The organism is Mycobacterium sp. 050134 (assembly GCF_036409085.1).
GTDB lineage: Bacteria > Actinomycetota > Actinomycetes > Mycobacteriales > Mycobacteriaceae > Mycobacterium.
Genome location: NZ_JAZGLV010000020.1, coordinates 82294 through 93696, shown reverse-complemented (window position 1 = coordinate 93696; position 11403 = coordinate 82294). Strand labels below are relative to the sequence as shown.

The window sequence follows — 11403 nt, the reverse complement described above, 5'->3', positions numbered from 1 at the left end:
CCGCAGCCACCTCCGCCCCGACCGCCTCCATCGCGTCGATCACCCACAGCTCCGACTGCGCCGACCAGCGCACCGCGAACAATTCCCCCATCGCCGCCAGCTGATCGGCCGCCGCCCGATTCTCCTCGCGCGCCGACACCGACAACCGCTCCAACAACACGGCCGGCCGCGACAACTTCTCATCGAACATGTGTTCGATTGTGTCACGCGGGTCCGACAAGTCGACAAGTCGACTCGCCAGGATGCGGACACGCCCGAGGGATCGCGGCGACGTTGGCACAGCGCCGAGCAGAACGTGGATTCCCGACGCCGCACCTGACGGCCGGGGTCGCTGAGCGGCGATCCCCCCGGGTGGTTCTCGCCCGGGACACCCGATGATGTCGTCTACGGAACTCGAGCCGGCGGCCCCGGGGTTCGTTCGGGTGCCGTACGAGGCGGCCAGCGGCGGGCCGAGACCGGAGCGCCGTTATCGGACGCGATGGCGGCCGCCCACGACCAGCAGATGCGCCAGCCCTCATCGTGAAGGACGGGGCGGTCGTCGTCGAGCGTCGCGCCCCGGGGATGCCGCCGCGCGGCCGCGCTGGTTCCTCAGCACCCGGATAGTGAAACGGGGAAGCCGTTTCCCGGGCCGCCGCTCGATCCCGTACTCCCAGGCCAGACCCTGGCCGAGTTGCCAGCCACGCCAACGGGCCAGCATGCTCAGTCCCGCACCCACGGCGGTGGCAAACAGCGTGCCCTGCGCCGGCGCACCGCGGAAGCTGAACGCCACCTCCACTCCGCTGGCAGCCACTGCGCAGGTTGCGTAAAGCGTGTTGCCGCCGAAGATCTGCGGGATGCGCCCGACCGTCAGGTCGCGCAACACACCACCGCCGACCGCGGTGATCGTGCCCAACAGCAGCGCGGGCAGCCAGCTCAAGCCAACCGCCAACGTCTTCTGCGCGCCGACCGCCGCCCATGTGCCCAACGCCAGCGCATCGACGACGGGATAAGCCACGGTCCACAGCCGGCCCCGCAGGGGTGCCACAAAGGCCAGCAATGCTCCCGCCAATGCGGTTGCCATATAACGGGAGTCGGTCAGCGCAACGGGCGGACCATGCTGCAGCAGCGTATCCCGGATCACGCCACCTCCGAGGCCGGACACGATAGCCAGCCCCACGAAGCCCACGGGGTCCATGCGCCACTGGCGGGCGACGACACCGCCGAGCACCGCATTGGCGAATACTCCGGCCAGATCGACAGCATGCGACAGCTCGCTCAGCGCGGCACTCATCCACCCATCCCTCCCGGAAGCCCACTAATCATCAAGATCCCACGAGACCCCGGGCTTCCGCCGCGGCCAAAGCTGTTGAGGGCCAGGAACCGTAGCGTAGCCACCAGGCCCGGCCGCGCGAATATCGGCCGGCGCCCCGCGCGCGAGCACAAACTTTGTCCGGGAAATCTTGAGCCGATGGGAATTGTGCCGACGGCCTTCCGGAAAGACGATAGGCGGTAGTCGCAGCGGGGCGAACACCGTCGGGGCGTGACCGCGCTCGGGCTGCCCGCATCCGTCGGCGCCCAACTGGCGGCCGCGGCCAGCTATGGCGTTGACGCGCACGAAGCGCATACCACCGAGGAGGTCGCCGAGTTGGTGCGCGCCGGCGTCGCCGCCCGGCACCGACCGACCCTGGTCAACGCACGCACCACGCCGGCCGGAACCTGACGTCGACGGGACGAGTTAGCTTGCTAGACCGACGATCGCGAGCATGAACAACACACCCCCGATGGTGCATGCCGGGGTCGCAAGCGTCCGGCGCCCGGCATTTGCCTTAGGCAAGATGTCAGCGCTCGCCAGATACATCAGAAAGCCCGCGAAGAAACCGAGGGCCACCTCGAGGAGGCGATGGGGAATCGTCACGGCCAGGGTCAGGGCGGCGCCCGCAACCGGTGCGACAGCGTCGGCGGCGAGCAGCGCCAGCGCCCTTCGCCGGTCGTTTCCGTAGACCGACGTGATGGTGTACGTGTTGAAGCCGTCGGCAAAGTCGTGGCCGATCACCGCCACCGCGACCACCGCACCCACGCCGGCACCGGCCTGAAAGGCGGCACCGATGGTGAATCCGTCCATGACGCTGTGACCGACCAATCCCGTGGCCGCCACGAGACCCACGCTCGGCGCCTCGTCAAATTCGGCATTTACCGAATGCTCGTGGTGAATACCGACCGTGCGTTCCACGACGTGCAGCGCCAGAAAGCCCAGGACGAACGCCACCAGCGGCGCGGGTACACCGAGTAGCGTCCAGGACTGCTGGCTCAGCGCTTCGGGCAACAGGTCGAAGGCCACCGCACCGAGCATCAGCCCGGCGGCCAGGCCGAGCACCAGATGGCGGTAGGAACCGATGCGCACCGCCGCATAGCCACCCAGCAACGTGGTGATGAACGAACCAAACGCTACGAGAACGGCCACTGCGCGCCACCTCCGTGGAAAACGTAGCGCCCGAACCGGCTCAGCGGCCGTAACCGGGACGCCCGAGCCCGAGCGCGTGCTGGGCGATCATGTTGCGGAACACCTCGAGGGTGCCGCCATAGATGCCCAACGGCAACGCCAGCCGGTAGAGATGTTCCGCCGCGCCGCCGCCGACGGACCCGGGTACGTCGGCGGGCAGCGCCGAGGCCGCCCCGAGGATGTCCCTCAGATCCGGTGCGATGTCGCGCATCGTCTGAGCCATCGCGACCCGCCCGAACATGCCGGGCGTGGACAGCGCCGCCTCCATCCGGGCGACGCCGCGTCCGAGCCGGTACCTGACCGCCTGGTCGCGCGTCCGCGCGACGATGGCCGCGACCGTATCGACCACTTCGGCCATGATGTCGCCGTGTGCCGCCATCGCCGCGATGTATTGGAGGCCATGATCTTCCGGATCCGCGATGCCGTGCTCGGAGTCCGGCGCGGCACGCATCACCGTCCAGCCGTCGTTCACTTCGCCGACGCGGTACAGATCGTCGACGCGGACGTCGCCGTAGTAGACGATGTTGGTGCGGTCGCCATCCAGCGTGCGGATGCCGTGGATCTCGATTCCGGGCGTGTCGAGCGGCACCAGGAACATGGTCAGGTTCCGGTGTTTTCGGCCCTTGGGATCGGTGTTGGTGAGCAGGAAGACATAGCCGGCGTTTTGCGCGTTCGACGTGAACATCTTGGAGCCGTTGATGACCCAGCTCGACCCCTCCCGCACCGCCCGGGTCTTGCACGTCGCGACGTCAGAGCCGCCCTCAGGCTCGGTGTAGCCGAGGCACAGCCGGATCTCGCCGCGGAGCACCCCGGGGACCACCTTGTCGACGAGCTCGGGCGCGCCGAACTCCCGGACGAGGCGGACGACGACGGACGTGGCGCCCCAGCGATACCACGGCGTATGGGCGTGGGCGATCTCGAGCTGGAAGATGCGGCGGCGAACCGGGCTGAAGCCGCCGTCGGACTCCAGCTTCCAGTCCGAGGCCAGATAGCCGGCCTTGCCCAACGCCAAATGCACTCGCTCGTCGAAGTTTTCGCCGAACTCCCGCTGACGACGCAGCACGTCGTCGGTGACCACCTTGGTGACGAATTCCCGGGTCTCCTCGAGGAAGGCCCGGTCTTCGTCCGACAGCGCGGCGCGTCCGAAGTCCATCTAGACCGCACCGATGACGAGCGAGCCGAACCTGTCGATGCTTTCTAGCGCGTGGGCCAGGCTGTCACCGGGCAGGCCGACCTGGACCCAGGTCACGCCGAGCTTGGCGAGCCGGTCGAGGCCGCTCAGGTAGGAGTCGGCGTCGAAGTCGCCGGAAACAGGCACCAGCCGTCGCCGCACTGGGCGACCCGCTGACGCGCCGACGTGGTGTTACCACCGATCCAGATCGGCGGCCGGCTGACCGGGCGCGGGTGGGCGGTGATGCCGCGGGCGCTGAAATGCTTTCCCTCGAACGACATGTCATCGGACGTCCACACCGCCCGGATCACCTGCAACGCCTCCTCGAACAGCTCGAGGCGCTCGTCGTAACTGACCCCGAGCGCCGCGAACTCCCGCTTGAGATACCCGACGCCGACCGCCAGGGTGAACCTGCCGCCGGACAGCAAGCCGAGCTTGGCGCCGGACTTGGCCACCACGAACGGGTTTCGGTACGGCAGCACGACGATGTTGGGGATCAGGCGCAGTGTCGCGGTGCGGGCGGCAGCAAAGCCCAGCGCAACAAAGGGATCGAGCGCATCGTGACCCCGGGCGTCGAGCCAGCGCTGCGACGGGGCCGGGTGATCGGTGAACCCGAACCTGTGAAACCCCAGCGCACCGGCTCGTGGAACGCGATCGAGATGCTCATCGGGGCGGTGGACACGCTCAGATGGGCCTGACTGGTGCCGATGCCCGCATGCGCGCGCATGGCGGTCGAGATCCCCAAACGCCCGGTGAATTAGGCGACGAGCGCCTTGGCCAGATCGTCCCTTGTCGGGATCGGCTCGTAACGCACCCAGGCGTACAGCTCCGGGCAGCCCGACCGACCGCGACCGCGCGGGAGAAGACCGCGTGCGCCGAGCGCACGGACTTGCCCGGGAACCGTTTGGCCACAGCGACTATCGCCTGCGCGACCACCTGGGGATCCGCCCCGTCGTCCCGCACGTCGAACAGGTCGAGCAGGCTGTCCACCGACCACTGTTGATCAGAATCCGTGGTCAAATCCACCTCGCCTCTCGCCGGAGCAGCTCATCGCGCAGCGATGACACTCGTGGTTGCTTTTGTAAAGCTGCCGCCACGTTGACATCGGCGCCCGAATTGCATGACACTCTTGCGATGATTCGTAACGGCGGGGGCGGATGATCCCCGCGCCCCCAGCGCCGCACGCGGCGATCGCGGCTGGAGGCCGTGACCGTCGAGAGCCCCGGTGCCGGCCTGCCGTGACCCGAGAGGCGCACCAGTGACGGACTCCTACTACGAACTGCTCGACGCCGACGACCCGTCGGGCGAGAGGTTCGCGGCCACCGACCTGGTGCGCAGCACGCGGACCGCCGAGATCCAGCACGGCGCTCCGGTGTCGGCGCTGCTGGTGCGCGCTGGAGCGGTGCGCCCGGCGCGACGACACCCGGCTGAGCCGCGTCGGCGCCGAGATGCTGGGCCTCGGCCCCGACGGTCGCCCCCGGCCCGTGGCCCGCGCCAGCGGCTGGCGGCTCCAACAGCTCGACACCCGCTCCCTCGCCCACGCCGCGGCGCCGCCGCCCCGTCCTTGTCCGGAGCCGGCAGCCGCAACCTGGAGAAGGACTGGGACCGCAACTACGTGCACAGCCTGGACTGGCGCTGGCTGACCGAGCCCCTCACCGGGGGTCCCGGCGAGTCCTGGATCAAGCCGACGGTGGACCTGGCCAACGGAGAGACGATGACGCCGCTCGAGCGGCTTTTCGCGGTGGCAGACTGCGCCAACGGCATTGGCAGCAAACTGGACATCGCCGAGCGGACGTTCCTCAACACCGATCTCGCCGTGCACGTGTTCCGGGTCCCGGACGGCGAGTGGATCGGCATCCGCGCCGAAACCAGCTACGGTCCCGACGGCATCGGGACGACGATCGGCACGCTCTTCGACCAGCAAGGCGCGGTCGGCGCGATCCAGCAGTCGGTGCTGGTGCGCCGGCGCCCCGGCCGCGAAGCGAAAACCCCGTGACACATCCGCGAAGCTTCGTAAAGTTTGGGACATGAGCCACCCGGCACAGGCGGCCGAAGCCGACACGTCGACCCGTCAGCGGATCCTCGACGCCACCGCCGAAGTCCTCGGCCGCAACGGCAAGACCAAGCTGAGTCTGTCCGAAGTGGCGACGCAGGCCGGCGTGTCGCGTCCCACGCTCTACCGGTGGTTCGCCTCCAAGGAGGATCTGCTCGAGGCCTTCACCAACTACGAACAGCAGGTCTTCGAGAGCGGCCTGGTCAAGGCGACCGCGGGCTTGAAGGGCGCCGACAAGCTCGACGCCGTGCTGCGGTTCATCGTCGAATACCAGCATTCCTACTCGGGGGTGCGGATGGTCGACGTCGAGCCCGAGTACACCATCGCGCAGTTCGGCAGGGTGATTCCCCAGATGCGCGACGGGCTGCAACGCCACCTGCCCGGGCCCAACGCGGCGGTGCGGGCGGCGACCGTGATCCGCATCGCGATCTCGCACTACATCGTCCGCAGCGACGACGCCGACCAGTTCCTGGCGCAGCTGCGGCACGCGGTCGGAATCAAGGCGCCGACCGAACAACCCGATTAGTCAAAGAGCACCGCGGCGTTCAGGTAGCCCGTCGGGTCGAGGGCGCCCTTGAGGGTGCGCATCGCCGCGATGTCGGCCGCTTCGCGCGACATGCCGAGGTAGGGCCGCTTGCGGGTGCCGACGCCGTGCTCGGAGCTGACATTGCCCCCGCAGCGCGCAATGAGCTCCATCATCGGCCCGTACACCGCCGCCTCCCGCTCCGGCGGGCAGCGCAACACGTTGAGGTGCAGGTTGCCCTCGCCGATGTGACCGAACAGGACCGGTAGCGCGTCGGGTACCGCCGACTCGATCAAAGATGATGCTGCGTCCGCGAATTCGCCGATGGATGGCAGGGGCAGCGACACATCGAACTTCAGGGGCGGCCCATAGACGTTGAGCACGTCGGCGAGCGATTCTCGGACCTGCCACAGCCGCTGCTGCGCCGCGACGTCCAGGCCCACCGCGGGTTCGCCGCACAGCCGCACCCCGTCGAGCAGGTCGGCGAGCCGCTCGGTCTGGTCGTGGTCGGCGGCCAGCTCGATCAACAACAGCCAGTCGCCCGGGACCGGGGCGCCCAGCCCCAGGTGCTCATGGGTCAGGGCCGCCGCGCGGCCGTCGATCAGCTCCAGCGCCGCGATGCCGTCGACGTCGCGGAACGCCCGGCCCGCCTCGACCAGCGCCTCGAGGTCCGCGAACCCGCACACCGCGGTCACCCGGTGCTCCGCCGCGGGGTGCAACCGCAGCTCCAGCGACGTGATGACCCCGAGGGTGCCCTCTGCGCCGACGAACAATGCGGGCAGGTCGTAGCCGGTGTTGTCCCGGCGCACCCGGCTATGGCGGCGCAGCAGCGTGCCGTCGGGCAGCGCCACCTCCATGCCGACGACCTGCTCGCCCATGTTGCCGTACCGGACGGTGCGCAGGCCGCCGGCGTTCGTCGAGGCCATGCCGCCGACGGTGGCGGTGTCCCTGGCGGCGAGGTCCACCCCGAACACCAGGCCCGCGCCGTGCGCGGCGCGCTGCACGGCGGACAGCGTGACCCCGGCGCCGGCTTCGATGCGGCGTTCGACCGCATCCACCTCGCCGATCTCGTCCAGCCGCTCGGTCGACAGCAGCACATCGTCGTATTCGGGCACGGTGCCGGCCACCAACGAGGTGCGGCCACCCTGCACGGTCACGTGCGCCCCCGCGTCGCGGCACACCCGCAGCACCTCGGCCACCTCCCCGGGCGAGCCGGGCCGCACCAGCGCGGCGGCCCGTCCGCGGTACCGGCCGGTGTAGTCGACGCTGCGACCGGCCAGCACGTCGGGATCGGTGATCACGTGGCTCGATCCGACGATCCCTTTCAGGTCGTCAAGGCTGCCCGACATGCTCGCGGTTATAGCACCGAATCCGGGCCCGCGTCGGCCATCGCGTCGGGCAGGCGGGTGTCGCCCATGGCGCAGTACACGACGCACTCGGGCTTGGTGGCCAGCACGGCATGAGATCGCCGACGGCGGCGACACCGGTGACCATGCCCGGATCCAGGCCGACCCCGCAGAGCGCCCCGGCGTCCCTGCCCACCTTCTCCGGCGACGACACGCACACCCCGGTCAGCTCGAAGGCCGGATTGGTGATCAGTGCGGTCAGGGCGAGCCCCCCGACATGCCGACGTGGGCGACGCGTATCGCCATGAGTTCCTCCGTCCGCGGGAGCCGCTCGAAACTTTCTAGCCAGTAGTCCACAATCACGGGCACACGCCTACCGGACCCGACCACCGTCGCGCAGAATGAACCGCGATGACGCAACGTGAAGATGTCCAGTTCCCCTCCGGCACCGACCGAATCAGCGCGTGGCTCTATCGGCCGGCGGGCGGTGGCGCCGCACCGCTCCTGGTGATGGCGCACGGCCTGGGAGCGGTGCGCACCATGCGGCTGGACGCCTACGCCGAACGGTTCAGCGCCGCCGGCTACGCCTGCCTAGTGTTCGACTACCGCAACTTCGGCGACAGCGAGGGCCGGCCGCGTCAGCTGCTGGACATCGGCATGCAGCTCGAGGACTGGGCCGCCGCGGTCGCCTACGCCCGCACGCTCGGTGGCATCGACCACGATCGAATTGTGCTGTGGGGCACGTCTTTTGGTGGCGGCCACGTCATCGCCACGGCGGCCCGACTGCCGGGCATCGCCGCGGTCGTGGCGCAGTGCCCGTTCACCGACGGCATCGCCTCGTCCCGCACACTCAGCCCGTTGATCACCGCGCGGATCACCGCACGGGCGCTGCGCGACGTGATCGCCGCTCACACGGGCAAACCGCCGGTGATGGTCCCGACGGCGGGGCGGCCGGGCGAGGTCGCCCTGATGAACGCGCCCGACGCCTACGAGGGCTACCTCGAGCTGGTGCCCGAAGGCGTGCAGCTACCCAACGAGGTGGCGGCGCGCATCGGACTGAAGATCGTCACGTACCGGCCGGGCCGCCTGGCCGCGAAAATCACCTGCCCCATCCTGTTCTGCGTGTGTGAGACGGACTCGGTGGCACCCGCGAAAGCCACGCTGCGGTATGCGGCCAAGGCGCCGCGCGGCGAGGTCAAGACGTACCCCGAGGGCCACTTCGCCATCTACGTCGGCGACGCGTTCGAGCGCGTGGTGGCCGACCAACTCGCCTTCCTGGACCGGCGTCTCAAGGGCGAGCGCGCGTAGCCGAAGCCAACTCGCGCCAGTTGTGCGAATCGCCACACTTCGCCGGACGACCGCTCTAGTCTCTCAGTACCTCCGGGGAAGGGTCCGCCGCGAGGGGAAGGACCGGCGAGATGTCGTACGTCGTTGCAGCGCCCGAACTGCTGGCCGCCACGGCCGCCGAGGTGGAGAACATCGGATCGGCGATCAGCGCCGCGACCGGCACAGCGGTGGGCCCGACCACCGGTTTGCTTGCGGCCGCGCAGGATGAGGTGTCGGCGGCCGTCGCCCAGTTGTTCGCCGGGTACGGCCGCGAATACCACGCCCTGATCTCCCAGGCCGCGCTCTTCCACACCGAGTTCACGCGGGCGCTGGCGGGGGCGGCGAACACCTACGCGCAGGCCGAGGCCGCCGCCGCGACGCTCCTCGGCCCGGCACCCACCGCCGGCGGCGGGCCCAGCCTGCTGACGACGCTGGCCCAGCCGTCCTCGGGCGATCCCCTGTACGCGTTGATCATGGGGGGCACCGGCAACCCGCTGCCCGCGACCGAATACCTGAACAGCATCTTCAACTCCTACATCAAGCCCGGGTTCCCGACGGCCATCCCGCAGGGGCTGTTCACCCCGGAGCAGTTCTGGCCGATCACCCCCAACCTCGGCAGCTTGACGTTCGCGCAGTCGGTCAACCGGGGCGTCAGCCTGCTCAACAGCCAACTCACCACACTGCTCAGCAATCCCAACAACAACGCCATCGTTTTCGGCTACTCGCAGAGCGCGACGATCGCCACCAACGAAATCAACGCGCTGCTGGCGCTGCCCACCAATCTGCAGCCGCTCCCGAACCAGTTGTCGTTCATGCTGGTCGGCAATCCGAACAACCCCGTCGGCGGCCTGCTCGCGCGGTTCCCCGGTTTCTACATCCCGGGCCTGGACGTGCCGTTCAACGGCGCGACTCCCCAATCACCCTGGCACACAAGCATTTACACACTCCAATACGACGGCATCGCGGACGCCCCGCAGTATCCGCTCAACCTGGTCGCCGATCTGAACGCGTTCATGGGCTACTTCGCCGTGCACAGCAGCTACCCGGACCTGACGGCGGCCCAGCTGGCCAACGCCGTGCACTTGCCGACCAGCGGCGGCAACACCGACTACTACATGGTCATGACGCAGAACCTGCCGCTGCTCTCGCCGATCCGCGCCATCCCCTACGCCGGTCCGCCCATCGCCGACATCTTCCAGCCCACCTTGCGGGTGCTCGTCGACATGGGCTACGGCGATTACGGGGTGGGGCTCAACTACGCGAACGTGCCCACCCCAGCCGGCCTGCTGGACATTCCGAACCCGTTCACCGTGATTCCCGATCTCGCCCTGGGGGCGGTGCAGGGCCCGTACGGCGCCGCCGTTGAGATCGGCGTGGAGGCCGGGCTGCTGTCGCCGTCGTACTTCCCCGACACCTACCCGTGGGTTCCGTCGACGAATCCGGGCCTGAACTTCTTCCTCGGCCAGCCGAGCACGACCCTGCTGTCCACCCTGAGCGGGGCCGTCGGGAACGTGCTGCACATCATTCCGCCGATCTTCAATTAGACCGCGGCGTCGGCGCTGTCCGATCCGAGTGGGGAATGCTGGCGGATCGACTCGTCCCGGATCAGACCCCGCAGCAGCGCGGTGCTGAACTCCGCGGCGATCTCCTTGGCGGTGCGCCGGCCGCTCGGCCGCAACCACCGGTAGGCGCCGAGCGTCATCCCGATGTAGCCGAGCGCCAGGACGTGAGAATCGCACGGGTAGAACTCGCCGCTGGCGATCCCGCGGTCGATCAGGCCGTGCACGTGCTCGTAGACCTGGGCCTCCTTTTCGCGAACCTCGGCAACCTGCTCGGCGGTGAACCACTCGGTGATGTACGGCTGCTCCTGGAAATACACCGCCGCACCCTCGGGGTTGGCGGCGATCTGGTCGAGCAGGCGCACGGTGTACTGGTACAGCGCCTCGCGCGCCGTCATCGTCGGGTCGTCATGGACGGCGGCCAGGGTGCGCTCGGCGGCCCGCCGGTAGATGTCGAACAGGATCAGCGACTTGCTGGCGTAGTAGTGGTACACCGTCGCCTTGTTCAGGCCGATCACGTCTGCGACGTCGTCCATCCGGGTGCCGTGATAACCGCGGGCGGCGAACAGCTTGGTGGCCACGGCCAGCAACTCCTCGCGGCGCGTGAGGCCGTTGTCGGATGACATCTTTGCTCTCCATCGTCGCTGCCGGCGCGGGAGGGCCGGATCGCGGATAAGGCTAATTATCAACTAACTGGTTGGCCAGTTTAGGCGTGACGCCGGGTGTCGGAGCGCGGAGGATGGGACTAGACTCGCGTCACGAACCAAGTCGCGATTCGAAGGGGTGGACCATGGACCCAAGTCCGGACTACGACGCGAGCGACGAAATCGAGTTCTTCCTCCGTTATGTGCCCTGGGGGCTGCGGGGCGTGGTCGACGGCAACGGTTACCCGCCGCCCGCCTACCCGCCCGTCTAGCGGCGATCGCGAGGGCGGCGTAGCCGGGCG

Annotated in this window: 10 protein-coding genes and 5 pseudogenes; 6 read left to right on the top strand and 9 right to left on the bottom strand. The window is 68.9% G+C overall.

Translation table 11 applies throughout. The features are described 5' to 3' along the window. Together SKC42_RS21780 and SKC42_RS21775 are read right to left on the bottom strand one after the other, a co-directional pair. Nucleotides 1-190, bottom strand: a pseudogene (locus SKC42_RS21780) (DUF222 domain-containing protein); the annotation flags it as partial. 324 nt (nucleotides 191-514) lie between these two features. Then, on the bottom strand, nucleotides 515-1270 hold the full coding sequence (locus SKC42_RS21775; protein WP_330966332.1) for a trimeric intracellular cation channel family protein: 756 nt from the start codon (nucleotides 1268-1270) through the stop codon (nucleotides 515-517). Nucleotides 1271-1519: 249 nt separating this feature from the next. Here SKC42_RS21775 and SKC42_RS21770 point away from each other — a divergent pair, with 249 nt between their 5' ends. Continuing rightward, nucleotides 1520-1699 carry a hypothetical protein gene (locus SKC42_RS21770; protein WP_330966331.1) on the top strand — a complete coding sequence of 60 codons (180 nt, stop codon included), beginning with the start codon at nucleotides 1520-1522 and terminating at the stop codon, nucleotides 1697-1699. A gap of 15 nt (nucleotides 1700-1714) precedes the next feature. Here SKC42_RS21770 and SKC42_RS21765 read toward each other — a convergent pair whose 3' ends face one another. The 4 genes and pseudogenes from SKC42_RS21765 to SKC42_RS21750 all read right to left on the bottom strand — a co-directional run. Next, a complete protein-coding gene (locus tag SKC42_RS21765; RefSeq protein ID WP_330966330.1) occupies nucleotides 1715-2440 on the bottom strand; it encodes a ZIP family metal transporter in 726 nt (241 codons plus the stop codon). A 40-nt stretch (nucleotides 2441-2480) separates the two neighbouring features. Continuing rightward, a complete protein-coding gene (locus SKC42_RS21760; protein ID WP_330966329.1) occupies nucleotides 2481-3632 on the bottom strand; it encodes an acyl-CoA dehydrogenase family protein in 1152 nt (383 codons plus the stop codon). Then, nucleotides 3633-4300, bottom strand: a pseudogene (locus SKC42_RS21755) (TIGR03619 family F420-dependent LLM class oxidoreductase); the annotation flags it as partial. After that, nucleotides 4279-4670, bottom strand: a pseudogene (locus SKC42_RS21750) (hypothetical protein); the annotation flags it as partial. The pseudogenes SKC42_RS21750 and SKC42_RS21755, both read right to left, overlap by 22 nt. A 238-nt stretch (nucleotides 4671-4908) precedes the next feature. Here SKC42_RS21750 and SKC42_RS21745 point away from each other — a divergent pair. Together SKC42_RS21745 and SKC42_RS21740 are read left to right on the top strand one after the other, a co-directional pair. Continuing rightward, nucleotides 4909-5646: pseudogene (locus tag SKC42_RS21745) on the top strand (thioesterase family protein). Nucleotides 5647-5677: 31 nt separating this feature from the next. Continuing rightward, nucleotides 5678-6229 (top strand): TetR/AcrR family transcriptional regulator, encoded by a 552-nt coding sequence (locus SKC42_RS21740; RefSeq protein WP_330966328.1) that lies wholly within the window; start codon nucleotides 5678-5680, stop codon nucleotides 6227-6229. Here SKC42_RS21740 and SKC42_RS21735 read toward each other — a convergent pair. Continuing rightward, the gene (locus tag SKC42_RS21735) at nucleotides 6226-7575 is read right to left on the bottom strand and encodes an FAD-binding oxidoreductase (protein ID WP_330966327.1); all 1350 of its coding nucleotides are present in this window, start codon (nucleotides 7573-7575) and stop codon (nucleotides 6226-6228) included. The two genes, SKC42_RS21740 and SKC42_RS21735, sit on opposite strands and share 4 nt — an antisense overlap. 32 nt (nucleotides 7576-7607) lie before the next feature. Then, a pseudogene (locus SKC42_RS21730) lies at nucleotides 7608-7878 on the bottom strand (diacylglycerol kinase); the annotation flags it as partial. A 105-nt stretch (nucleotides 7879-7983) separates the two neighbouring features. Here SKC42_RS21730 and SKC42_RS21725 point away from each other — a divergent pair. Together SKC42_RS21725 and SKC42_RS21720 are read left to right on the top strand one after the other, a co-directional pair. Then, nucleotides 7984-8880 (top strand): alpha/beta hydrolase, encoded by an 897-nt coding sequence (locus tag SKC42_RS21725; protein ID WP_330966326.1) that lies wholly within the window; start codon nucleotides 7984-7986, stop codon nucleotides 8878-8880. Between the two features lie 110 nt (nucleotides 8881-8990). Beyond that, a complete protein-coding gene (locus SKC42_RS21720; RefSeq protein ID WP_330966325.1) occupies nucleotides 8991-10442 on the top strand; it encodes a PE family protein in 1452 nt (483 codons plus the stop codon). Here SKC42_RS21720 and SKC42_RS21715 read toward each other — a convergent pair. After that, on the bottom strand, nucleotides 10439-11083 hold the full coding sequence (locus SKC42_RS21715) for a TetR/AcrR family transcriptional regulator (protein ID WP_330966324.1): 645 nt from the start codon (nucleotides 11081-11083) through the stop codon (nucleotides 10439-10441). The genes SKC42_RS21720 and SKC42_RS21715 overlap by 4 nt on opposite strands. Nucleotides 11084-11247: 164 nt before the next feature. Here SKC42_RS21715 and SKC42_RS21710 point away from each other — a divergent pair, with 164 nt between their 5' ends. After that, nucleotides 11248-11373, top strand: coding sequence for a hypothetical protein (locus SKC42_RS21710; RefSeq protein WP_090350544.1), 126 nt, complete (start codon nucleotides 11248-11250; stop codon nucleotides 11371-11373). Nucleotides 11374-11403 lie beyond the last annotated feature (30 nt).

What these genes read in the sequence shown, in the direction of transcription:
- SKC42_RS21740 (WP_330966328.1), top strand. Translation starts at nt 5,678, where the DNA reads ATGAGCCACCCGGCACAGGCGGCCGAAGCCGACACGTCGACCCGTCAG.
- SKC42_RS21735 (WP_330966327.1), bottom strand. Translation starts at nt 7,575, where the DNA reads ATGTCGGGCAGCCTTGACGACCTGAAAGGGATCGTCGGATCGAGCCAC.
- SKC42_RS21760 (WP_330966329.1), bottom strand. Translation starts at nt 3,632, where the DNA reads ATGGACTTCGGACGCGCCGCGCTGTCGGACGAAGACCGGGCCTTCCTC.
- SKC42_RS21710 (WP_090350544.1), top strand. Translation starts at nt 11,248, where the DNA reads ATGGACCCAAGTCCGGACTACGACGCGAGCGACGAAATCGAGTTCTTC.
- SKC42_RS21720 (WP_330966325.1), top strand. Translation starts at nt 8,991, where the DNA reads ATGTCGTACGTCGTTGCAGCGCCCGAACTGCTGGCCGCCACGGCCGCC.
- SKC42_RS21775 (WP_330966332.1), bottom strand. Translation starts at nt 1,270, where the DNA reads ATGAGTGCCGCGCTGAGCGAGCTGTCGCATGCTGTCGATCTGGCCGGA.
- SKC42_RS21715 (WP_330966324.1), bottom strand. Translation starts at nt 11,083, where the DNA reads ATGTCATCCGACAACGGCCTCACGCGCCGCGAGGAGTTGCTGGCCGTG.
- SKC42_RS21725 (WP_330966326.1), top strand. Translation starts at nt 7,984, where the DNA reads ATGACGCAACGTGAAGATGTCCAGTTCCCCTCCGGCACCGACCGAATC.